General features: G+C 32.5%; 19 protein-coding genes. 6 read left to right on the top strand and 13 right to left on the bottom strand.

What is annotated here, in order from left to right; translation table 11 throughout:
* Together T1L09_RS08085 and T1L09_RS08080 are read right to left on the bottom strand one after the other, a co-directional pair.
* Positions 1-1,976: PKD domain-containing protein (locus T1L09_RS08085; protein WP_322550449.1), on the bottom strand; the 1,976-nt coding region annotated here is incomplete at its 3' end.
* Between the two features lie 11 nt (positions 1,977-1,987).
* On the bottom strand, positions 1,988-2,383 hold the full coding sequence (locus tag T1L09_RS08080) for a hypothetical protein (RefSeq protein WP_322550448.1): 396 nt from the start codon (positions 2,381-2,383) through the stop codon (positions 1,988-1,990).
* 145 nt (positions 2,384-2,528) lie between these two features.
* Between T1L09_RS08080 and folE the strand changes: the two genes are divergently transcribed.
* The 4 genes from folE to lgt all read left to right on the top strand — a co-directional run bounded on the left by folE (position 2,529) and on the right by lgt (position 6,450).
* The gene (gene folE / locus T1L09_RS08075) at positions 2,529-3,200 is read left to right on the top strand and encodes a GTP cyclohydrolase I FolE (protein ID WP_322550447.1); all 672 of its coding nucleotides are present in this window, start codon (positions 2,529-2,531) and stop codon (positions 3,198-3,200) included.
* 310 nt (positions 3,201-3,510) lie between these two features.
* Positions 3,511-5,001 carry a cysteine--tRNA ligase gene (gene cysS / locus T1L09_RS08070; RefSeq protein WP_322550446.1) on the top strand — a complete coding sequence of 497 codons (1,491 nt, stop codon included), beginning with the start codon at positions 3,511-3,513 and terminating at the stop codon, positions 4,999-5,001.
* A gap of 52 nt (positions 5,002-5,053) precedes the next feature.
* Positions 5,054-5,311, top strand: a complete 258-nt coding sequence (gene yidD / locus T1L09_RS08065; protein ID WP_322550445.1) for a membrane protein insertion efficiency factor YidD — start codon at positions 5,054-5,056, stop codon at positions 5,309-5,311.
* A gap of 182 nt (positions 5,312-5,493) precedes the next feature.
* Positions 5,494-6,450, top strand: a complete 957-nt coding sequence (lgt, locus tag T1L09_RS08060) for a prolipoprotein diacylglyceryl transferase (protein WP_322550444.1) — start codon at positions 5,494-5,496, stop codon at positions 6,448-6,450.
* Positions 6,451-6,559: 109 nt separating this feature from the next.
* Here lgt and T1L09_RS08055 read toward each other — a convergent pair whose 3' ends face one another.
* The 8 genes from T1L09_RS08055 to T1L09_RS08020 all read right to left on the bottom strand — a co-directional run bounded on the left by T1L09_RS08055 (position 6,560) and on the right by T1L09_RS08020 (position 21,078).
* On the bottom strand, positions 6,560-7,033 hold the full coding sequence (locus T1L09_RS08055) for a gliding motility lipoprotein GldH family protein (RefSeq protein ID WP_322550443.1): 474 nt from the start codon (positions 7,031-7,033) through the stop codon (positions 6,560-6,562).
* An 82-nt stretch (positions 7,034-7,115) separates the two neighbouring features.
* Entirely contained in the window at positions 7,116-10,043 is a 2,928-nt protein-coding gene (gene secDF / locus T1L09_RS08050) for a protein translocase subunit SecDF (RefSeq protein ID WP_322550442.1), read from the bottom strand.
* A gap of 289 nt (positions 10,044-10,332) precedes the next feature.
* Entirely contained in the window at positions 10,333-11,265 is a 933-nt protein-coding gene (gene mdh / locus T1L09_RS08045; protein ID WP_322550441.1) for a malate dehydrogenase, read from the bottom strand.
* A gap of 278 nt (positions 11,266-11,543) precedes the next feature.
* Complete coding sequence (gene gyrB, locus T1L09_RS08040) at positions 11,544-13,484, bottom strand: DNA topoisomerase (ATP-hydrolyzing) subunit B (protein ID WP_322550440.1); 1,941 nt, start codon at positions 13,482-13,484, stop codon at positions 11,544-11,546.
* A gap of 307 nt (positions 13,485-13,791) precedes the next feature.
* On the bottom strand, positions 13,792-15,462 hold the full coding sequence (gene asnB, locus T1L09_RS08035; RefSeq protein ID WP_322550439.1) for an asparagine synthase B: 1,671 nt from the start codon (positions 15,460-15,462) through the stop codon (positions 13,792-13,794).
* Positions 15,463-15,687: 225 nt separating this feature from the next.
* The gene (locus T1L09_RS08030) at positions 15,688-16,137 is read right to left on the bottom strand and encodes a hypothetical protein (protein ID WP_322550438.1); all 450 of its coding nucleotides are present in this window, start codon (positions 16,135-16,137) and stop codon (positions 15,688-15,690) included.
* 117 nt (positions 16,138-16,254) lie between these two features.
* Positions 16,255-18,012 (bottom strand): porin family protein, encoded by a 1,758-nt coding sequence (locus T1L09_RS08025; protein WP_322550437.1) that lies wholly within the window; start codon positions 18,010-18,012, stop codon positions 16,255-16,257.
* A gap of 54 nt (positions 18,013-18,066) precedes the next feature.
* Entirely contained in the window at positions 18,067-21,078 is a 3,012-nt protein-coding gene (locus T1L09_RS08020; RefSeq protein ID WP_322550436.1) for a tetratricopeptide repeat protein, read from the bottom strand.
* Positions 21,079-21,267: 189 nt separating this feature from the next.
* Here T1L09_RS08020 and T1L09_RS08015 point away from each other — a divergent pair, with 189 nt between their 5' ends.
* A complete protein-coding gene (locus T1L09_RS08015; protein ID WP_322550435.1) occupies positions 21,268-21,951 on the top strand; it encodes a cell division ATP-binding protein FtsE in 684 nt (227 codons plus the stop codon).
* Complete coding sequence (locus T1L09_RS08010) at positions 21,952-22,833, top strand: glycosyltransferase family 2 protein (protein ID WP_322550434.1); 882 nt, start codon at positions 21,952-21,954, stop codon at positions 22,831-22,833.
* 21 nt (positions 22,834-22,854) lie between these two features.
* On the opposite strand, the gene T1L09_RS08005 is transcribed toward T1L09_RS08010, so the two are convergent.
* Genes T1L09_RS08005 through T1L09_RS07995 form a run of 3 tightly spaced genes read right to left on the bottom strand, consistent with a single transcriptional unit; the run spans position 22,855 to position 25,178 of the window.
* Positions 22,855-23,931: a glycosyltransferase gene (locus T1L09_RS08005; protein ID WP_322550433.1), complete on the bottom strand. Its 1,077-nt coding sequence runs from the start codon at positions 23,929-23,931 to the stop codon at positions 22,855-22,857.
* 52 nt (positions 23,932-23,983) lie between these two features.
* Positions 23,984-24,382 (bottom strand): sugar 3,4-ketoisomerase, encoded by a 399-nt coding sequence (locus T1L09_RS08000; RefSeq protein WP_322550432.1) that lies wholly within the window; start codon positions 24,380-24,382, stop codon positions 23,984-23,986.
* On the bottom strand, positions 24,336-25,178 hold the full coding sequence (locus T1L09_RS07995; RefSeq protein ID WP_322550431.1) for a glycosyltransferase family 2 protein: 843 nt from the start codon (positions 25,176-25,178) through the stop codon (positions 24,336-24,338). The genes T1L09_RS08000 and T1L09_RS07995 overlap by 47 nt, the downstream gene beginning before the upstream one ends.
* Positions 25,179-25,214 lie beyond the last annotated feature (36 nt).

Raw genomic sequence — 25,214 nt, 5'->3', positions numbered from 1 at the left:
ATGGCATCTGCTGTTAAGATCGGCGTTGTGTATGTAGCACTTCCTGATGCATCTAATGTTACTGAAAAAGTACTTGTACCGTCACTAAAATCAACAACCGCACCAGGCGTTCCAGTGAAAGTCAACATTCCCACAGTACCTGAACAAATTGTATTAGCTGTAAAAGTAGCTGTGGGTGAAGGTGGTGAACAATCTATCATCACACAATTAAACTGAGTATATGCAGGACATGCAAGTGTAAAATCTTCTACTTTAACAAAAATTGGTGTTATCGCACTTGTTGCAGTAAAATTTACTGGTAATTGAGGAAAGCCTGCTTGAGCCTCAGCCGCTGATGCAAAGAAAAAAACATCATAATCAGCTGGATTTAAAGCCCCTAGAATTTCAGGAATTTCGTCACTTAAAATAAAATCATAAGTACAACTTTCTAAATCATCTGGCGTTAAATTAATAGGCGGCGCTGGCAAAACATCAATACATTTATTAACTACAGTTACACAACCGAAGTTATTTGTAATTGTAGCTGTGTAGCAAAAAGTACCATCTACTGGAGATTCAATTGTTGCCCCTGTAGGAGAAGATGCTGTAATAGTTGGGTCTGCTGACCAAACTACTGAAGTAATAGTAGGCGTAAAACTTAAACTAGCTGGTGTTAAAGCAGGATCAAAATTAATACTCCAATTGAATATATAACCATTATCAATACTATCCTCATCTGTAACTCTGATTGTCCAAATACCATTTAAAGGACTTCCTATCAAAGAAGCAAAACCTCCACTAGGCAAATATGTTCCCGCCTGAATTGTTGGGTTTCCATCTGTGGCATTTGTAGTAGGACCAGCAACTAAAGTTGTTGTACCTGTTGTTGCAAAACAGTAATTAAAACCAACCCCTGGCGTAGTAAACCCATCATCAACAGCATCACCTAAATAAGTACCACCTCCTCCCGGATAATCCTTTAGAACTGCTATTTGTCCTGATGGACTTATAATTTCAATACGTAAGTCACCTAAATACGAATGTTCCATATTAAGACAAATACCCTGTATTTGATTTACATTTGTCAACGATGTAGTTGAATTAAAACAATCTACAACGATGGAAGTTTCGTAAGCTACGCCGTTCCCATCAGGTAAAAAAGTTTGACCTGAAACTGGTGGAGCACAATTATAATCATATGTTTGAGGAAGAATGTCCAATTGAAGATTTAAAGGTGTGTTAAGACATGTTTCATCTGAAATAGACGTAATAGCCGCGACAGGAGGATCAGAAACCTGTATTACCTGGTTGATGAAATTTGAATTAATACATTGTAAAGCATCTCTAACAACAACATTTACTCTGTAAACTCCTGCAGTGGCAAAAGTATGTGTAACTGACTGACCCACTGCTGTGGCTCCATCATCAAAATTCCACGTGTAAGTTGCTCCTGCACCACTTCCAGAAAATGTGGAAGCGCCATTAAAATTGACAGACTGCCCTGCGCAAATTTTTATAATTCCATCTGCCGCTGCGGCAGGTGTAGCACTAGCTAAACTAGCCACAATTGTCTGACAAGGCGTAACACAACTTACATTTGCACTCCATCCTGATGCATTAGTAACACTGTCAGATGTAAATACAAATGTTAAACACCCAGAAGTATTTGCAGCAGTTGGTTGCAGCGTTAAAGGCAAATCGGTACCAGTATAAGTCACTAAAAGCGGCGCTGCTGTAGAATTTCCATCATAAACATAGAGAAAGTCAGCATTATTTTCTATATTAAATTGTGTGAAAACAAATCTAATTATACTTCCTGGCGTGCCGGGACAAAACGTTTTTGTGAAGTTTTGTGAATTTCCGTAATTACCCGTTCCACCTGAATCTACAAAAACCCCTGTACACGTAGTAACAGGTACATTTGACATAGTGTAAGTTTGTGCCGTTAATCCTATCGAAAATAAAATAAAGAAAAGAAAAATGTATTTTTTTATCATGATTGCTACGATTAAGGATTAATAATTATTAACCAATCTGAGTTATCAAAACGATAAACTTTGGTGTTTGGTGAAAAGAAATTCAAATTATATTTTAAAATATTGAAATTGTTTTCATCAAAATTAACATCTCTTTTTAATTCGCTTTTATATTTATTAAATAAGGGTGCATCTGAAATTTTTAGAAACTTTTCGTTTTCGTGACGTGGTTCTTGACTAAAAACAACTCTTTCACGCAATAGTTTCTGTAAATTTTTGTAGTGTTGACTATCTTTGGCGACGTTTTCGCCAAAAACTTCCTCAATAAATTGTTGCTCAAATCCGGGATTAGATTTAGCTGTAGTTTGTGAATATGTTATGTTAAAAACCAAAATGATTAACAGAACAAATAATTTATTAATTTTCATAGGTAATAAATAGTTTATTTAACAAATTTAACAAAAAATTATAACTAACAAATTATTTTTTGATAATTAACATATTCAAATTTTATTAAAGTTTAATTATTATCTTTGCTAGATTATAAAATTGCTAGTAATTTAATTGATACCAATGATACAAAACGAGGATTTTCAGGATGAATTAGGAAATAATCATGTTGCAACTAGTGCTGAAACGCCGATGCGTGCTGATGCTTTTGTGATTTCTGACGACGAAAAAATTGAATTGATAAAAAAAGATGTTGAAAAAATTCTAAACACCCTTGGTCTAGATTTAACAGATGACAGCTTAAAAGGAACTCCAAACCGTGTGGCTAAAATGTTTGTGAAAGAGATTTTTGGAGGATTGAATCCTGCAAAAAAGCCTAGTTCTTCAACATTTGACAACAAGTACAAATACAATGAAATGCTTGTTGAAAAAAACATTGTTGTTTACTCTACTTGCGAGCACCATTTGTTACCTATAGTAGGTCGCGCTCACGTAGCTTACATTTCTAAAGGAACGGTTGTGGGTTTATCAAAAATGAATCGTATTGTTGATTATTTTGCTAAAAGACCACAAGTGCAGGAACGTTTAACAATCCAAATTGTACAAGAATTGCAAAAAGTTTTAGGAACGGACGACGTAGCTTGTGTGATTGATGCAAAACACTTATGTGTGAATTCAAGAGGAATTAGAGACATCGAAAGTAGTACTGTAACAGCTGAATTTGGTGGTAAATTTAAAGATGATATTACAAGAAAGGAATTCTTGAATTATATTCAGTTGGATACGAAATTTTAAGGAAATTGTAGGTTATAAGTTCTAGGTTCTAGGTTGAATTAGATGATGAAATAAATTCAGTACGACAATACTGTTAATTAACTAAGTACTGACCACTGAATACTGAGACTGCCCACTGATTACTAACTTAGCCCTGATAGTAATGAAAAGCCCGGAACAAGAAAAATTTAGTTTTTGTTGTTTTAAAAATGCGACCTAAGAAGCACTTTTTAAAGCTTAAAAAAACAAATTTTTATGAGAGGACTTGCAATGAATAGCAGGATTGGCTTCAAAATATTGAAAAAAATTCAGCACAAGAAAATAATAAAACATGGAATTATATAAAAATCAAGCACTAAAAATCTACAACACACTTTCGGGTGACAAATCTATTTTTACTCCTATTCATGAGGGTACTATTGGAATGTATGTTTGTGGTCCTACGGTTTACAGCAATGTGCACTTAGGAAATGTTCGGACTTTTATGAGTTTTGATGTTATTTTTAGATACTTAAAACATCTAGGTTATAATGTGCGATACGTGAGAAATATTACGGATGCCGGGCATTTAACCGATGATGGTGACGTGGATAATGATCGTTTCGTGAAGCAATCGCGTTTGGAAAAATTAGAACCAATGGAAATTGTGCAGAAATATACTGTAGATTTTCATAAGGTTTTAGATACGTTTAATTTTTTACCGCCAACCATTGAACCTACAGCAACAGGCCATATTTTAGAGCAAATAGAATTGACAGAAAAATTAATTGCTGATGGTTTTGCTTATGAAAGTAACGGTTCTGTATATTTTGATGTGTTTGCTTACAATGCTAAAGGGTTGAATTATGGCGAATTAAGCAATAGAAATATTGAAGAATTATTCGCCAATACAAGAGATTTAGACGGTCAAAGTGAAAAGAGAAATCCGCAAGACTTTGCACTTTGGAAAAATGCTTCTCCAGCACATATTATGCGTTGGAATTCGCCTTGGGGTGAAGGTTTTCCGGGTTGGCATTTAGAATGTACTGCAATGAGCACAAAGTATTTAGGCGAAAAATTTGATATTCACGGTGGTGGAATGGATTTAAAATTCCCGCATCATGAATGTGAAGTAGCGCAAGGAAAAGCGAGCAATGGACATTCACCTGTAAACTACTGGATGCACACAAATATGCTAACAATGAACGGTTTACGTATGAGTAAATCGACAGGAAATTACATACTTCCGATGGAACTAGTGTCCGGACAAAATACTTTTTTTGAGAAAGCTTTTGCGCCAAATATCGTTCGTTTTTGTTTTTCACAGGCACATTATCGCAGTGTCTTAGATATTTCTAATGACGCAATGGTAGCAAGTGAAAAAGGTTTTAATCGTTTGATGGAAGCTTATAAATTAATGTCAAATTTAAACGCTAGTGCAACTTCGTCCTTTGACATAAAAGCATGGAGACAAACTTGCTATGATTCGATGAATGACGATTTTAATACGCCAATTTTAATTGCTCAATTGTTTGAAGGTGCGCGTTTTATTAATTTGGCAAACGATAACAAAGCAACCTTAACTTCTGAAGATTTACAACTTTTAGAAGCAACTTTTAATGGTTTCTTATTTGATGTTTTAGGGTTGCGAAATGAAGTTTCTGTCAGCGGAAGTTCAGATGCAACCGAAAAATTAAATGGTGTTGTTGAAATGTTAATTGGAATGCGCAACCAAGCAAGAGCCAATAAAGATTTCGCTATGTCTGACCAAATAAGAGATGAACTTTTAGCAATTGGTATTCAGTTGAAAGATGGAAAAGAAGGCACCACGTTTTCTGTATAACAAATAAAAAGTCTCTTTTACAGAGATTTTTTTATGTCCAAAATTAAAAATAATGTGTAAAAATAATAGTTCTATAAATCCAAAATCTTTAAAACAATGGTTAATTTTTCCGTTTGTTTTATTGGTTCGATTTTATCAAGTAGCTATTTCTCCTCTTACACCTGCCACTTGTAGATTTGAGCCGACCTGCTCTACTTACACGCTTCAAGCTTTAAAAAAGCACGGTTTATTTAGAGGCGGCTGGCTTTCATTTAAACGCATTGCGAGTTGTAATCCCTGGGGTAAAAGCGGTTACGATCCGGTTCCGTGATTTATCAAATTTAACTAAAAATTACCATTAAAACTTTATATATTTAAGCTTTCACTTCTTATCGCCCTTGAACTTGCGATTGTATTTGGATTTAAGCTTTAATTTCAAATTTCTTTGGACAATATTAACAACATTACCGATAATAATATTTATTTTTACTTTTTTAAAAAGAATAAGCACTTATGATTTACGCACTAAATATGGTTTGGAATCCTTCGGAAGGAATTGATTTAGGTTTTTTTATGTTACGCTTTTATAGCTTATCTTGGGTTTTAGCCTTTGGATTAGGTTGGTACGTGATGAAACCTATCTTTATAAGAGAAAACGAATCAGTAGATTCACTAGATAAACTTTTTGTTTATACGCTTGTAGCAACAATGTTAGGCGCAAGATTAGGGCACGTTTTGTTTTATCAATCTGAATTATTTTATGAAGATCCGTTGAGTATTATATTACCAATAAGTACAAGACCAACACTTCATTTTACAGGTTTTGCCGGCCTAGCAAGTCACGGTGCTGCCATTTCGATAATAATAACTATGTTTTACATTCAAAAAAGAGTCATTAAACGATCATTTTTATGGATTTTAGACCGCATTGTCATTCCGGTATCTTTGGGGGCAGTTTTTATTCGTTTGGGGAATTTTGTAAATTCTGAAATCATTGGTAAAGTAACAACGGCAGATAGTTTTCTGGCGATGAAATTTATCAAAGGAGAAGAATACAACGGTCCATTAGGCGCGCCGGCAATAACTTCACAAACTCAAATTCAAGATGCTAATCAGGCTTTTACAGCGGTTGCAAATGACCCTCAGTTTAGTTCGATTTTAGAAGCTTTTCCTTATCGCTATCCTGCACAACTATATGAAGCAATATGTTATATTTTTGTCTTCGCTATTTTGATGTTTTTATATTGGAAAACCGAAGCAAGAAACAAACCAGGCTATTTATTAGGACTGTTTTTAATTCTTTTATGGACGATTCGATTTGTAGTTGAGTTTTTCAAAGATAGCCAAGGTGGATTTGAGAAGTATCCGATATTTAACGCACTATCAACAGGACAATGGCTAAGTATTCCTTTTGTAATAATTGGCTTCTATCTCGTTTTAAAAGCAAAGGAAGTTAAACCATCGCTTTAGCCATTTACAAGCTTTAAAAAAAGAGTAAATTCTATTGTTGCAAAACCATATTAAAAATACAGTGTATAAAAAAAGCGATTAGAGATTCTAGTCGCTTTTTTTGAATCGGTTATTTAGTATTTTGGTGCTGTTCTTCGATATTGATTCCTATTCCTAAAACATTTGGTAAATAAGGACCGTTGAAATTATTTTTAATTCTGAAGGTATACTTTCCTTTTTGCAATTTGAAGTTGGGTTTAATTTGAAAATACACATCACAAATATCACCGGAGCAATCTCCAAGCTCTTTCCCTGAGTTATCTTTTAGTTGTAAATCTATTGGAAAGATTCCAGTACGTCCATCTGGTGAAGTAATTGCAACTTCTAAAGGAATCGATGCAAATTGGTAATCATAAATATGCCCAAAATGTAATTTTAACATCACCACAGCTTCTGAATTTTTATTTGAATACTCGAATAGTCTTTCGTCCGTTATATTCCAGCGATTATCTTTAAAATCTCTAGCAAAGGAACTATAGATTTCATTTGTATTGCAAGATTGAAACAAACTAAACATAAAGACAAAAAGCAATTTAGATTTCATAGCTATTAAATTTAAGAATTATAAATATAAAAAAAAGTCCTGACATACATCAGGACTTTTTAAAACTATATAAAATAAGTGTTTAGTCTTCTTTTTTGAATTCAGCCATTTTACGACCTTCTTTTTCTCCAATCGCATCTGCCATTACAGGTGTTGCGATAAATAATGAAGAATAAGTTCCTACTAAAATACCCACTAAGATAGCGAATACGAATCCTCTAATAGTTTCTCCACCCAAGATGAATATAGCCACTAATACAACTAAAGTTGTAGCGGAAGTATTCACAGTTCTAGATAATGTAGTGTTCAATGCTTTGTTCACTAATCCTTTGAAATCTGGCGACGAGTTATAATCTAAGTATTCACGTACTCTATCAAAAACAATTACGGTATCATTTAATGAATATCCAATTACGGTTAAGATTGCTGCTATAAATGCTTGGTCAATTTCCATGTTGAAAGGTAAAAAGCTATAGAAGAATGAGAAAATACCTAATACGATTATAACGTCATGCGTTACAGCGATTACGGCTCCAAATCCAAACTGCCATTTACGGAAGCTTATCATTAAGTAAACGAAAACAATAAATAAAGAACCTACAACTGCCCAGATTGAATTCGTTTTAATATCTTTTGAAACAGTTCCTGTTACTTTAGCCGAAGATAAAATACCGATAGTTTTTCCCTCATATAATGATGCAAATTTTTCGTAAGTTAAACCAGCTGGTAAATTTTTCTTTAAACCTTCAAATAATTTAACGTTTACCTCTTTGTCCACTCCTTCACCTTCGTCGTCAACTTTATATTTTGTAGTAATTTTTAATTGATTATCTGTACCAAAGATTTTAACCTCTGCTCCTGCTTCACCAAAAACAGCGCTTAAATCTTTCGTTACTTCATCTGCCACAACTGGCTTGTCAAAACGTACTTGGTATGTTCTACCCCCAACGAAGTCTATCCCTTGATTTAATCCTTTAGTAAATAAAGTAACTAAACTTAGTACCACCAAAATAGCTGAAATGGTGTAAGCCAATTTCTTTTTACCTAGAAAATCAAAGTTTAAGTTTTTAAACCAGTTCTTTGTTAATGTAGTAGAGAAGGTTAACTTTTCATTACGAGACAAACTAAAGTCTAAGATCATTCTTGTAACAAAAACCGCTGTGAACACAGAAGTAATAATACCAATTAATAAAGTCGTTGCAAAACCTTTAATCGGTCCTGTACCAAATACTAATAAGATGATTGCTGTTAAAGCAGTAGTTACGTTAGCATCAACAATTGAAGATAATGCTCCTTTCCAAGTAAATGCATAGTCAGTAGCTTCTTGAACTGTTCTTCCGTTGTCTAATTCTTCTTTTGCTCGTTCGAAGATAATTACATTGGCATCAACCGCCATACCTATCGTCAAAACGATACCTGCAATACCAGGTAAAGTTAATACCGCACCAAAACTTGCCAAAGCACCAAATATAAATAAGATGTTTACCAATAAAGCCAAGTTAGCGTAGAAACCAGCTTTCCCGTAATAAACTACCATCCATAATAGTACTAAAGAGAAACCTAAAACGAAAGAAATTAATCCGTTGTTGATTGCTTCTTGTCCTAAAGACGGACCTACTAATTCTGATTGTACAATTTCTGCAGTTGCAGGTAATTTACCCGCCCCTAATATTTTTGTTAAATCTTGTGCGTCTTCGATAGTAAAACTGCCCGAAATTCTTGAACTTCCTCCAGTAATTGCTTCGTTAACTTGAGGCGCAGAATAAACCGTGTTGTCCATTACAATAGCAATGAAACCTTGTTCTTTTGCAACTCTACTTGTTAATTTTTCCCACTCACGTGTTCCGAAAGTGTTCATATTCATACTAACGCCTTGTTTTCCAAATTCGTCAGCTTCAGCTCTTGTGTTAGTGATCATATCACCCGCTAACGCAGGTTTTCCAGAAGCATCACCTTTTAATAAATATAAACGTGTAAACTCTGGGTTTTTCTCATCTAATTTTTCCCAAGCTAATCTTGAATAAGTTAATTCAGATGGCAATAATGCTTTAATATCAGCTCTTTTAAAGTAAGAATTGATAAGTGCTGTATCTTTTACTTTAGCAATACCAATAACTGGTGAACCAACTGGTTGTTGTGATGTAGGTTGTAATTTATCAAAAAGTGGATTTACAACCGCAGTAGAATCTGCTTTATCTGTTAATAATGAATCGATTCCTGTTGTTTTAACCGGCGTATCTTTTTTAACAATTTCTGTTTTCTTTAATGCTTCATTTACTTGAATTAAGTAGCCAAAAGCTTCCGCATCTGTATGTGCAATCCAGAATTCTAATTGAGCAGAAGTTTGTAAGATTTTTTTAATTTTATCTACATCTTTTGCTCCCGGTAATTCTACCAAGATTCTTCCTGAATTTCCTAATAATTGAATGTTTGGTTGTGTAACACCAAATTGGTCAATACGCTCTCTTAGTACTTTAAAAGCACTTTCAACAGACTCATTAACTTTTTGTTTGATGATAGGTTCAACTTGTTTGTTGGTCATTCCTATAGTAACAATTCCGTCAAGATTTTTATTTCTAAAAATATCTACGTCAGCTAATTTTAAATTTGCTTTGTCAGCTTCATCAAAAAACGCATCTATAAAATCTTGATTTCCTTGTTGATTTAATTTTGCATCAGCAAGTGCTTTGTTAAAAGCTGGATTTTTTGTTTCGTTTGCCAATCCTTTAAGGATGTCTTTAACCGAAATTTGAAGAATTACGTTTAATCCTCCTTCAAGGTCAAGTCCTTTATTTATTTGGTTATCCGTTACTTCTTTGTATGTTTTTCCAAGAAATACTTTTTCTCTTTTTAAAGAGTCTAAGTACTGTAATTCTTTTTTGGAATCCCCTTTTGCGAACGCTTTAGCATCGTTTACAATGCCATTTGCTGCAAAGGTGAATGAAAGTTGGTACACACATACCAAAGCAAAGATAATTGCGAAAAATTTAATAAGTCCTCTATTCTGCATTAGTCTATAATTTATTATTCTTATTTTATAAAAACGGACAAATATATAATTTACAATAGGAAATAGCAATTTTATTTTGATTAAAATTCTTTTATACCCCTGATTGTAATGAAAAGCCTTTTATTTGTTAAAAATATCTAGATTTTACAACGAAAAACAGCGACCTAAGAAGCTCGTTTTTTGTTGATAAAACCTTATTTTTACAATAAAAGCTTGTAATGAAAAGCGGGATTAGGTTCAAAAAAAAACTGCCAATTTCTTGACAGTTTTAATATGAATTTACCTACTATTACAACACCGATTTTAAATCAGCATTCATAGCTCTAACTGCTTCTGCTGATTTTGCAAAAGCCGCTTTTTCTGTATCATTTAATTGTACGTCTATGATTTCTTCTACACCATTTCTTCCGATAATACATGGAACTCCCATGCAAATATCTTCTTGTCCATACTCGCCTTCTAGGAAAACTGAACAAGGAATCATACGTTTTTGGTTGTTTAAAATACTATCTACTAGATAAGCAACAGAAGCTCCTGGTGCATACCAAGCAGATGTTCCTAATAATCCTGTTAAAGTAGCTCCACCAACCATTGTAGAAGCCGCAACTTTGTCTAATTCTTCTTGTGATAAGAAGTTTGCAACTGGGGCTCCATTGTATGATGCTAAACGTGTTAATGGAATCATAGTTGTATCGCCATGACCACCAATAACCATTCCTTGTACATCATTAGCTGGTTTATCTAAAGCTTTTGATAAGAAGTACTTGAAACGAGAGCTATCTAGTGCGCCACCCATTCCAATTACTCTATTTTTAGGTAAACCTGTAGCTTTTAATGTTAAGTAAGTCATTGTATCCATTGGATTAGATACTACTACAATAATAGCTTCTGGAGAATGTGCTAAAATATTTTCCGCAACCGATTTAACAATTCCTGCGTTAATACCGATTAATTCCTCACGAGTCATTCCTGGTTTTCTTGGAATTCCTGATGTAATTACTACTACATCACTTCCTGCCGTTTTAGAATAATCTCCTGTTGTGCCGCTAACTTGTGTGTTAAAAACAGTTGTTGTAGCACATTGCATGATATCCATAGCTTTACCTTCAGCAAAACCTTCTTTGATATCGACTAATACTACTTCACTTGCAATTTCTCTGTACGAAATAACATCTGCGCACGTTGCACCAACATTACCAGCACCAACTATAGTTACTTTCATTTTGTTATGTATATAAAATTATTAAATTAAGATTAAATATTATGTTATTGTATTCTAATATTAACGATTACAAATTTACCAAAAAGCATTTAAAAAGTAGTTAAAATATTTGGTTATTTGATATCCATTTAAAACATTTTTGAAACTGTTTATCTTTTTTAGAATACAAAAGGGCATCTGAAAACAGACACCCTTTTTTTTATAATTTGAAGATAATTTGACTCATTTCTTTTTGTGATAAAAAGAAAGTAGCAAAACATCCTATTTTAAAATTTGAATTATGCATCAATTTTTGCGTAAGCAGCATTTTTCTCAATAAACTCTCTACGTGGCGGCACCTCATCACCCATTAACATAGAGAAAACTCTATCGGCTTCAGCTAAACTATCAATCGTAACTTTACGCATTGTTCTGAAATCTGGATTTAATGTTGTGTCCCATAATTGTTCTGCGTTCATCTCTCCAAGACCTTTATAACGCTGAATACCGGCACTTCCACCCATCCTTAAATTAGCAGAATCACGTTGATCATCATTCCAAGCATATTCTTTTTTGGTTCCTTTTTTAACTAAATATAAAGGAGGTGTTGCAATATAAACGTGTCCATTTTCGATTAACTCTTTCATGTAACGGAAGAAGAAAGTCAAAATTAATGTAGAAATGTGAGAACCATCGACATCGGCATCACACATAATCACCACTTTATGATATCTTAGTTTTGCTAAGTTCAAAGCCTTACTATCCTCTTCTGTACCAATTGTAACACCAAGCGCAGTAAATATATTTCGGATCTCTTCGTTTTCGAAAACTTTGTGTTGCATTGCTTTTTCAACATTCAATATCTTACCTCTTAAGGGCAGAATTGCTTGAAAAGCTCTATCACGACCTTGTTTTGCTGTTCCACCTGCCGAATCTCCCTCTACAAGGAAAATTTCACATCTTGCTGGATCTTGTTCCGAACAATCGGATAATTTTCCCGGCAATCCACCGCCACCCATAACGGTTTTACGTTGCACCATTTCACGTGCTTTTTTAGCAGCGTGACGTGCTTGAGCAGCTAAAATTACTTTTTGAACAATAATTCTTGCGTCATTTGGATTTTCTTCCAAATAATTTTCTAACATTTCTGAAACCGCCTGAGAAACGGGAGAAACTACTTCTCTATTTCCTAATTTGGTTTTTGTTTGCCCTTCAAATTGAGGTTCTTGTATTTTTACAGAAATGATCGCTGTTAAACCTTCACGGAAGTCATCTCCAGAAATTTCAAATTTTAATTTATCTAATAGTCCGGAAGAATCTGCATATTTCTTGAGCGTACGAGTTAATCCCATGCGGAAACCTTGCAAGTGCGTTCCTCCTTCGTGCGTGTTGATATTATTTACGTAAGAAAAAATATTTTCCGTATAACTATCATTATAAATAAGCGCTACTTCAACAGGAATATCGCCTTTTTCAAGCTCCATTGAAATTACATCACCAATTATAGGCACACGATTTCCGTCTAAAAATCTAATGAATTCTTTTAAACCTTCTTTAGAATGAAATGTTTCTAGTCTAGGTTCTCCTTTGTCATCTATATCTCGCTTGTCGGTTAAAGTGATTGTCAATCCTTTATTTAGGAAAGATAATTCGCGCAAACGAGAAGCTAAAGTATCGTATGAATATTCTAGTGTTTGTGTAAAAATAGAAGCATCAGGCTTAAAAGTGACTAAAGTTCCTCTTTTATCTGTTTCACCTATTTGTTTTACGGGATATAATGCTTTTCCTTTCTCATATTCTTGTTCGTAAACTTTTCCATCTTTAAAAACCGTTGCTCTTAAATGATCTGAAAGTGCATTTACGCACGAAACACCAACACCGTGTAATCCTCCAGAAACTTTATAAGAATCTTTATCGAATTTTCCACCGGCACCAATTTTTGTCATTACAACCTGAAGCGCCGAAACTCCTTCTTTTTTATGAAGGTCGACAGGAATTCCACGTCCGTTATCTTCTACAGAAACCGAATTATCTTCATTAATAGCTACAATAATAGTATCACAATGACCTGCTAAAGCTTCGTCAATTGAATTATCTACAACTTCATATACTAAATGATGCAAACCTCTTGTGCCCGTATCACCAATATACATCGAAGGACGCATTCTCACATGCTCCATCCCTTCTAAAGCTTGTATACTATCTGCTGAATAGCCACCTTTTTTAATTTCTTCACTCATATTTTTAAATCTTAAACGACTTTTCTATTAAACACACAAATATAACCTTTTAATAAAGAAAATGGCTAAAAAGCACCTTAAAATCGATTCAAGTTATCAACATTTGTTAATTTCTTCAAAGTCGCACAAATCGCATAAAAAAAGGCTAGAATCGAATTTTAGTTCGTTTAGCCTTAGGTTTAAAATGTAATATTTATAAAGTCGCTTAAAAGCCTTTTAATTGATTCATTTTTATTCTGGTAATTTCAGATTTTGGCATTAAAAATGCTAATTCACCAAATATCCGAAAATCAAACATCCAAAAATCTTAAACGAGATAAGCGTCTGAATGCACATTTGCAACTGCTCTCCCTGAAGGATCGTTCATATTTTTAAACGCTTCATCCCACTCTAACGCGATTTTTGTGCTACAAGCTACACTTGCTTCTTGCGGAACACTCAAAGCTGCTGCATCACTTGGAAAATGATTCGTAAAAATAGAACGGTAATAATATTCTTCTTTAGATGTTGGTGTTTGAATTGGGAATTTATATTTCGCATTCGCCAATTGTTCGTCAGAAACTTCTTTAGCCACGACTTCTTTTAAAGTATCAATCCAACTATAACCAACGCCATCACTAAATTGTTCTTTTTGACGCCAAGCCACACTCTCTGGCAACATATCTTCAAAAGCCTTACGCAAAACCCATTTTTCCATTCGTTCACCGTTAATCATTTTGTCTTGTGGGTTGATTCGCATTGCCACGTCCATAAATTCTTTGTCTAAAAATGGAACGCGACCTTCAATTCCCCAAGCGGCTAAACTTTTGTTGGCACGAAGGCAATCGTACATATGCAATTTACTTAATTTACGAACCGTTTCTTCGTGAAATTCCTGAGCATTTGGTGCTTTATGAAAATATAAATAACCACCAAATAATTCGTCCGAACCTTCTCCCGAAAGCACCATTTTGATTCCCATTGACTTGATTACTCTTGCCATTAAATACATTGGCGTTGACGCTCTAATTGTAGTTACATCATAGGTTTCAATGTTATAAATTACATCTTTAATAGCATCCAAACCTTCTTGAATGGTGAATTTTATTTCGTGATGAATCGTTGCTAAATGATCGGCAACTTTTCGGGCTGCAGCCAAATCAGGTGAACCTTCTAAACCCACTGCAAAAGAATGCAATTGCGGATACCAAGCTTCCGATTTTCCGTCGGTTTCAATTCGTTTTTGAGCATATTTTTTGGCTATAGCCGAAGTAATCGAAGAATCTAATCCGCCCGAAAGCAATACGCCATATGGAACATCACTCATTAATTGTCTTTTTACTGCTGCTTCTAATGCTTCTCTAATTTCGGTAATGCTTGTTTCGTTCTCTTTTACAGCGTCAAAATCCGTCCATTCTCTTTTGTACCATTGCACAAATTCGCCGTCATTGCTCGACATATAATGTCCTGGTGGAAATAACTCAATTTTAGAACACACTCCTTCTAATGCTTTTAATTCGGATGCAACAAAAAATGTTCCTTGTTGATCCCAACCTATATATAACGGTATAATTCCCATATGATCACGGGCAATGAAGTATTCATCTTTAGCAACATCATAGATTGCAAAGCCAAAAATTCCGTTCATTTCATCTATAAAATGCACTCCTTTTTCTTGGTATAAAGCCAAAATCACTTCGCAATCGCTTTCAGTTTGAAATTCAAATTTACCTTCGAATTGTTTTCTTAATTCTCGATGGTTGTATATTTCCCCATTAGCAGCTAAAACCAATTTTTTATCCTTTGATACTAAAGGTTGTTTCCCTGAAGCTGGATCAACAATAGCCAAGCGTTCGTGAGCCATTATTGCTTTTTCATCACTATAGATCCCACTCCAATCTGGTCCACGATGCCGCAATTTTTTTGACATTTCTAAAACCTTTGGTCTTACTGTTTCTGCTTTTTGTTTTAAATCGAATGCACATACTATCCCACACATAATTTTCAGTTTAAAAGGTTACAAGTTTAAAAGGTTAATTCAATAACCGTTTAAATCTTCAACAAAATTGAGTAATTAAGTTTAAGTACGAAACAATAAATTAACTATTAGTTATAAATAACAACTAAATAAATGCTTTTAGGCTTAATATGAAATCAAACAGAAGTGTTTTATTTACTTTTTATTACAAATCATAAAAAAACCACTTAAATAAGTGGTTTTGGTTTATTCTATAGTTCTAATTAGGAAAGTATTTAAGTTGATTTGAATGACATCACCTTCTGATTTACCCATTAATTGACTTCCCAAAGGAGATTCGGATGAAACGGCAATTATAGTTTTATCTTCTAATTGAATTTTAGGCAATGCACCGCTGATATAAAACCACATTTCATTGGCTTGAACCAAACTTCCCAAAGCGACTTTATTGTGTTTTGAATTGGCCTCAATTTTATCAATTATTGCTTTTTGATTTAGGTTTTCAGCCAATTTATGATTTAGTTTCTCTTGTTCTAAATGCATCATTGCTAAAGCGGTTTCGTGTTTATCACCAGCCGAACCTTTCGCATCATTTTGTGCATCTCGAGCTAAATCAGAAATCATAAAACGCAATTCTTGAATCTTTTCAGCTAAGAGACTTTGATAATGCGTTTTTATTTTTTGTTTGAATGTCATCTGTAAAAAAGTATTTAACCACAAAGTTCACAAAGAAAGCACGAAACACACAGCGAATTTTAAAGTAAAACGTAGTGAGCCTAGCGAAATCTTTGTGAACTTGTAGCTAATTTAACATTAAAAATCAAACTTATAATTTGCTCCTATCAAGATTTGTATTCCTTGCACAGGCATATTTGTCCAACGGTTGTATTGTTGGTTTGCTAAGTTATTTCCTTTTAAAAATCCCGTTAATCTTGCGTTGTATTTGTAACCAACGTGTGCATTTAAATCAAAATAACTGTCTAAATTTTGAACTTGTTGCGTGAATGTTGCTGGAAAAGCCATCATATCATCTTGCACTGTTACTCTATCTTTTCTTTCGCCTACAAAAAATACGTTCGCACCTGCGTACCATTTTTCATTGAGATCGAAATCAATTGAAGTTCCCACTTTTAATTGCGGTAAATTCCAAGCTTCTGATTCCATATCGGTTGAGAAGTTGTTATAAGTTGCATTAACTCCAAAAGTTACATTTTTAGAAAAGTCGGCTTTTAATTCTCCAAAAAGACTAATTGTTTTTACATTATCGTAAACAATTCCGAATGAATTTCCGTAAGCATAACCTTCCGTATTAGCATTTGCTGGATTGTATTCATTACTAACAAACATAACTTTATCGTCTTGATTCAAATAAGAAGCTCTTACATTGAAAGCAACTGAATTGGCTAATTTACCTTTTAAACCGGCATAAATGTCATATTTATTATCCGTTGGTGAAACCGAAATTGTTGGTGAAATAAATGCATTATCCTCCACGAAATCAGCATACGAATTTTGTTGTAAACTTCCTTCCGCACCAGCATAAGCGATCAAAATATCACCTACTAATTTGTAAGACGCTTTAACATTTGGATAAACAAAAATCTTACCATCACTTTCTCCATTTATTTTCGCAGTGGCATAGAAAACACCAACTCCAATTTGCACTGATAAATCATCTTGCTGATATAAAATACTTGGTTTAATTCCCGCAATAATAGTGCTGTACTTCAATTCTGAATTCACATCCAACATTCTTGCAAATGAACCACCTACGTAATCTACAACTAAATCAGCTTTAATTTTCTGACTCATTACTTCAAAGTCAAAATCTGGCTTGATGAAAAATCTGTTTTCACCTGAGCCAAATCCGTCAGAAAAACGTTTAAATTGCATCGTTGCATCCTTGAAAATTCCGTCTTTGAAACTCATTTTTCCTCCTAAAGCAATTGTGTTATAGCTTTGTTTTGAATCAATTCCACCTATTGTAGCATCATCAAAAAAGATGTTTTTAGTTGGTAAACCGTACCAATTATACACTTGATTTTTTACACCTAAATCTACATTCCAACTCATATCGCGTTCCCGCACACCATAAGTTAAATCTAAACTTGTGTTTCCATATTTATCGTCTAGTTCCAAATCTTTAATTCCGCCTTGAGAAGATAAATGACGGAACATTCCACCTACATAATTGCTTCGGCTTAAATTTTGTGTAATGAATAATTCGGCATTAATTGTTGGATAATTTCCAAAACCTAAAGTTGCATAATTATTGTATAATTTTTCTTTTTCGGTTTTATCAACTCCTGCTGCTTTTCCTTTTGCTGGTGTAAATGTTGATGCTACTGGAAACGAGAAAATATTATACTGAATCGTTTCTTTCTTTTGTTCTTCTTCATCTTCTAAAACTGGCGTTTCTTTTACTTTGAAAGCGTCAGAAATTGTTGGTGTGTAAGGTTTAACAATGTTTACAACTTCAGAACCAATGTTTTCATTCTTCTTTTGCGAAAACGAAAATTGGAATGCTGTGAAAACTATTAAAACGGATAAATATAATTTGTATTTGTTCATATTCTGATTATTTAGCTGCTAAAATTAATTCAGCAAGACAATGAAATTAGCTAATTATTTTGTGATTGATGAATTTCGTTTTGCTTCTTCTGATTTTATAAAATCTAATTCTTTTTGAGCTTCAGCCACTACATCTGCATATTCTGTAAAATTTTCAATAATACTTTTCAAAATTTCTGTAGCTTGGAAACTATCATTTAGTTGATAATAGTTCTTCGCCATTAACACCAATGCTTTTGCTCCAAAATATTTATAACCTGAATAATCGGTTGCAATTTTTTCAACTACTTTATTCGATGCTTCATATTTACCTTCTTTATTTTTGAAATAAGCATCAAAATACAAAGCTTCTGCCTTTAATTCGCCTTTTGCAATCTTATTCAAATTTGCGTAAGCCTCTTTTGCCTTTACTTCGTCATTTGTTTTAATTGCCGATCGAGCTACAATAATCTGTGCATCACTTTTTATTCGATCATCTACTTTGTCGTTTGCTAAAACTTTATCTGCATAAACTACGGCATTTGCATAATCCTGTTTTTCATAATATGATTTCATCAAATTTGATTTGGCGTACGTTCTGTTTTGAGGAAATTCAGCTTCTGCTTCTAGTCGTTTTAAAACTGGAATGGCACTGTCATAACTATTTAATTTTAAAAAGACCTGACACAATCTTGCTAACGCTTGCTCGGTGAATTCACTTCTAGGTTTTGCAATTACAAATTCATAATGTTTGACAGAATTTGCTTCCAAATTATCTGCAAAATATAATTGAGCTAAGTAAAAGTTTGCTTTTAACGAATGTAATCCGTTTGGAAATTTGCTAACATAACTTGTAAATCCTGAAATCGCTAATTTTGAATTATTTTGCAAATATTGTTTTTCGGCTGATTCATAAGTATCATTATCTAAATCTGCGTTTGAAACTTCTATGAATGATAGTGTTTTTACCCATTCTGCATATTCATCAACTTTTCCATTGTCTACATATATTAAGCGTGCTGTTGAAACCGCTTGAATTGATTCTGGCGAATTTGGAAATTCTGCCACAACCTTTTTGAATTTTACTAAAGCTGGTTCCGTTTTGTTTCCATTGTAATAAATTAATCCTTGTTTCAAAATTGCTTTCGCAACATAAGAACTAGATTTATAACCGTTAATTAACTTGTCATAGGTTGCAATAGCTTTTTCCGTTTGATTTTGATTTACATAAGTATTTCCTAATTCATATAAAGCATCATCTGCATATTGTGATTTTGGATATGTTTTCGAAAATTCCTCTAAATCTTCAATTTTACGATCAGGTTTACTAACAAATCCGTAACTAATTCCTTTTTGAAACGCCGCGTAATCTGCATCTACACTTTTCATATCGATTGCTTTATTGTAAGCGTCCATTGCTGGCCAATATTTTGTAGAAATGAAATTACAATCGCCCAAACGCAAATAAGCATCAGTCAATCTAACTTTATCGTCTTTTATGGCAACTGTAAAATCATCGAATTTTTTTATGGCATTATCGTAATCTTTCAATTTGAAATAAGCATACGCTAAATTGTAATTTGCATTTTTATATTCAGGTGTATTTGAAGCTTCTGAATTGTTTAAAAACTGTAAAAAACTTAATTTCGCGTCTTCAAATTGGTCCAAACTGTATTCTGTTTCTCCTTTCCAAAAAGTAGCTCTTGCCGTAAATTTTTTGTCTTTATTTTCGGCCAATGATTTCTTGAATAAACTGTAAGCATCCTTATAATTTCCATCCGTATACAATTCTAAACCTCGGTAGAAAGTAACTTTTTGATAAGCTAATTTATTTTCAGGTGATTTACTTTTTTCTAATAAAACTAAAGCTTCTTTATAATTTTTAGAAGTAATATATGAACTAATTAATAGCGTATTGATTTCTTGTTTGCTTGCCGAATTTGGGTATTTCGCCAAATAAGCATTCATAATCTCAGGAACCGATTGGTAGGGATTTCCAATTTCATAACTCAATTTAGCATAATTCAAAGAAGCATCTTCCTGAATTTTTGCATCGAATTGCATTTCAGAGGCTTTTTTAAACGCATTTAACGCTTGTTGTTTTTTATCAGTATTTAAATAACTTTCTGCTAAATGATAATAAGCATTTTGAGAAACTACATCATTTCCGTCGATAATTTTATTGAATTGCGTAATGGCGTTTTCGTAATCTTTTTGTTGATAATACGTATAACCCAACTGGTAGAAATCGGTGTTATTCCATTTTCCTCTTTTTCCTTTATAATCCAATAAATAAGGCAATGCTTTATCGTATTTCTTCAAGTTAAAATAACTTTCTCCAATAATCTTAGACAATTCACTTTTTTCATCCGCTTTCGATTTTGGCATTTGCGCTTCACCTAAATCAATTGCTTTTTGAAAATTCCCAAGTTTAAAATTCATATCGGCTTGAAAATAGCCCATTTTTTCTTTGTACTTGTCTTGGTCTGAAACTTGTTCGAAATATTCATTCGCACTTTTATAATCGTCGGTTTCATAAGACATAAACCCTAAATAATATTTGGCTTGACTTCCAAAAGTTTTAGAATTCACAACCATATTGAAGTATTTCGCCGCTTCTTTGTTGTTTTTAGTGGTGAAATAAGCATAACCTTTTTGAAAATTATATTTTTCTTTATCGGCAAATGACATCGAACTCGCATCGGCTTTATCAAACCATTCTATTGATTTTGGATAATTTCCTTCGTCAAAGTAATAATGTGCTACTTCAATATAAGCTTGATTCGTTTTTGTGCTTGTTGGATAATCTTCTACAAATTCTTCTACTAAAACATCCGCACCCATTTGGTTTAAACGAATAGCACAATTGGCAATATAATAAGCACAATCCGCTTCAACTTCTTGATTAGTAGCGTTGCTTTTCACTTTATCAAATAAAATTTGTGCCGATTGATATTGTTTGTCTTTATACAATTCAACAGCACGATCAAATTCGGTTAAGTCGTGAGTGTAAACGGCAGATTGTTGTGCAAAAAGAGTTCCAGAAAAGAAAACTACTAAAAAAGAAAGTTTTAAATACTTTATCATGTTTATTCGTTTATTATAAGTTCCAAATATAAGGCTTATTACTACTATAAACGAAGCAACTTAACATATTATTGTACTACTTTTGAACATAGTTTTTAACCAAAACTAGTTTATTTTGGCTAATATCATTTAAAATTTTGATACCGAACCATAAGTTGTTACTTTTACATTTTAAAATCTAAATTCACTATGGCAGAAGCAGTTCTATCTTTAAAAAACGTAACCATTTATCAAGATAAAAATCCAGTTTTAACCGATGTAAATATCGAAGTTCAAAAGGGCGAATTTATTTATTTAATTGGTAGAACCGGTTCAGGAAAAAGTAGTTTTTTAAAAACTCTTTATGCCGATTTAGCCTTAACTACGGGTGAAGGCAGTGTGGTTGACTACAATTTAGCCACATTAAAAGAATCTGAAATTCCTTATTTAAGAAGAAAATTAGGAATTGTTTTCCAAGATTTTAAATTATTACCTGATAGAAATATTAAAGAAAACTTACTTTTTGTTTTAAAAGCAACAGGTTGGGCAGAAAAAGCTGAAATGGAACTTAAAATTGAAGAAGTATTAGATAAAGTTGGCATGAAAGGTTTTGCACCGAAAATGCCTCATCAACTTTCTGGAGGTGAACAACAACGGATTGGTATCGCAAGAGCTTTACTAAATGACCCTGAATTAATTTTAGCAGATGAGCCAACCGGAAACTTGGACCCACAAACAAGTATTGAGATTATGGAAGTGCTTAGGAAAATTCATGAAAATGGAAAAACTATTTTAATGGCAACCCACGATTACGCTTTGGTTTTAAAATACCCTTCAAAAACTTTGAAATTTGATGAAGGTAAAATGTTTGAAGTAGTTCAAAGAGTGGTATAAATGTTATCGATACTAATTCCAACATATAATTATTCAGTTTTTCCGCTTGTTTTGGAATTAAAAAACCAAGCTGATTTATTAGCTATTCCTTATGAAGTTTTAGTTTTAGATGATGCAAGTACATTGTTTTTAGATGAAAATTCTAAAATACAAGAACTTGAATATTGTTATTATTTAAAAAATGAAATGAATATTGGTAGAACTGCAACAAGAAATTTTTTGGCTCAAAAAGCTAAATTCAATATATTATTATTCTTAGATTCGGACGTTTTACCTGAAAATAAATCCTTTCTATCTACTTATGCTGAAGCGCTTGATAATTTAGAAAACAAAGCAATTTTCGGAGGTTACAAATATTTTTCGGAAGTTCCTGAAGAATCACATTCTTTACGCTATTATTACGGAAAATCTAGAGAAGAAAAAGAAGCTTCGATCAGAAATAGAAATCCTTATGGATTCGTTTTTTCTGGAAATATGCTTATTCCAAAAGATGTTTTTTTAGCAAATAATTACAAAAAAGCTGATAATTTATATGGACTAGATATTATATTTTCATATCAACTTTATAATAATAAAATTCTAGTTACTCATATTGATAATGCAATTTTCCATTTAGGAATAGAAGAAAATGAAGTATTTTTCAATAAATCTTTAGCAAGTGTGAAATCGAGAAAAGAACTTTTATCAGACAATAAACAAGGCGCTGAAATAAATAGTTTATTACGTTATTTTCTGATTTTAAAAAAACTTAGACTCCTGTTTTTTGTAAAAACAGTATTTAAATTTAGTGAACGCTATTTAAAAAAACACGTAATTACAGAAAAACCAAACTTGTTTTATTTTGACTTATACCGTTTGGGATACATTTGCAACATCAAATAAATTCAAAAGATTTATCAAAATTTAAATTACAATAGCATTTCTCCATTTGTCTACTATTTGATCTAAATTATAATTTTCTGCCGTTTTGATTCCATTTTGAATGATCTTACTCAAATCGATTTGGTTTTTTAGAATTTGACTCAACTTTTGTTCAAATTCCTTGTGATTATCATCTTGAATCAAAAAACCACTAACATTATTGACTATAATATTTTTAGGACCAATTGGACAATCATAAGCAATTACGGGCAAACCACAGGTCATAGCTTCAATTAGAACAAGTCCAAAACCTTCATAACGCGAAGTCATTACTAAAACAGAAGATCCAAGATAAGCATCTTCGATATTATGAATTGGTTGTTTAAAAACAACTGAATCTTTTATTTTATAATTATCAACTAATTCAAACAAATATTTGGAGTAATTCGTTTCTTCTCCATAAATTTCTAAATGCCAATCTGAATTTTCTTTACTAACATTACTCCAAATAAGTAATAAACGATCTAAACCTTTCTCATGAGAATGACGTGCTATACAAATTACTTTTTTAGTTGTTCGCGCACTCTTTTTATTTGCCTTAAAAGGTAAAGGATTTGGGATTAATATGGGATTTGCAACATTCCACTCCTTAGCACTTTCTTCATTTAAGAAGATTACTTTATCATAATTTTTTAATCCTAGAAATCTAAAACTATTTTTAAAAAAAGTAGGGATAGAAAAACCTTTTGTAATATTTTCATATCTAGAAGTATGAATTTCAAAAATTAAATTAGAATTATGTTTTATAAAATAGGATAAGATAAAGCCTTTGAAACCATTATCAGTAACAATAATTGAATTTGGTTTTCTAATTTCCAATAATTCATTAATTTTTTTAAAATAGTTGGATAAATACTTTAAATTCGCTTTGTTTTTAGATAAATAATGAAGATTTATTTTCGTATTTAAATAGAAAAAAGGATTAATATTTTTTTCATCTTGACAAATTATATCAATTTCATAATTCCAATTTTCAATCAAATAATTTGCTTTTAAAGCAGTAACTCTAGCAACACCTCCATTATTTTTAATCGAAGGAACAATAAATACAATTTTCATATAGTGTATCTCTTTTATTTACGCCTGAGTTTAGAAAAACTTTCCAAATTTCTTAAGAGTTTAGAAAAAAATCTAATTCTCTTATATAATCATCCTCAGAAAAAACATCCGAAGCTAGAACTAAGCAAACGGCTCCCGAAGAAAAGTTTTTTAATTCACGCCAAATACCATTGGGAATTAACAACCCTTCGAAAGGTTTGTTTAAAGTAATTTTATTTATATTTTGACCATCATTCAGAATCACATCAAAACTTCCAGACAGAGCAACTAAAAACTCTTGTTGTTCAATATGAGAATGTCCACCGCGCTCCGCTCCGCTTGGTATATCGTATAGATAGTAAACACGCTTAATTTCAAAAGGAATAACTTTATTTTCAATAACTGATAAATTCCCTCTTGGATCTTCAATTTTTGGGATATTTAGTAGTTGGCAATTTAGTAGTGTTGACATAAGCTTGTTTTCCTTTTTTAGCCTGATTTATAAGATACGAAATTTCGGAAAAATTAATTTTACTTTGTTTGATATCAAAAAATAATTTCAAAGCTATCCAAAATAAATACATTTTACTAAAGATTCTATAAAAAACTGCACTTTGAATGTAGTAAATATCTGAAATATTAGATTTATCGATTGTGGAAGGAGAGTAATGAACTAATAAAACTTCTGGAAAAAAACCAATTTTTAATCCATTTTTAATTACATCAGCTACAAAAATTGCTTCTTCACCCATTGGAAATTTAGCTCCTAAACCAAAATCAGTATCAAAGTGAAGTTTAGAATTTTGAATACTTTCGCGTTTAAATCCTAATTCAACAGAAGATGTATTTAGAATTTGTAAATTAGATAATTTATCTTCAAAAACTTTGGGATATTTTTTTGCTAAACTACCTTTTCCATTTAAAAACTGAAAACGAAAGCCATGATGCGATATATGAGTATTAAAAGCTTCAAGGAATTTTGTCGTAAAATTCGGTTGAAAAACCACATCATCATCCGTAAAAATAATTAGTTCATTGCTGGCGTTTTTAAGTGCAATATTTCGACTATTAGATAAACCGTATGCAAAGCTATTGATCACCTTTATGTGCTCATTATCGGAAGTTAAAATTGCATTTTCAGTTGTTTGATTAACAATCAAAATTTTAAATTGCGAATAATCGGTAAACATAAAAATTGCTTTCAAAAAATCGAAATCTGTTCGATTCATTGTAGCAATTAAAATTTCGATATCTGAAATTTGATACATTTTTGGCAATTAAACTATATTTACACAAATATAGCG

The sequence above is a fragment of the Flavobacterium psychraquaticum genome, assembly GCF_034497725.1.
Classification (GTDB): domain Bacteria; phylum Bacteroidota; class Bacteroidia; order Flavobacteriales; family Flavobacteriaceae; genus Flavobacterium; species Flavobacterium psychraquaticum.
Note: the sequence above shows the minus strand (reverse complement) of the source record. Positions and strands in the feature narration are given on the sequence as shown.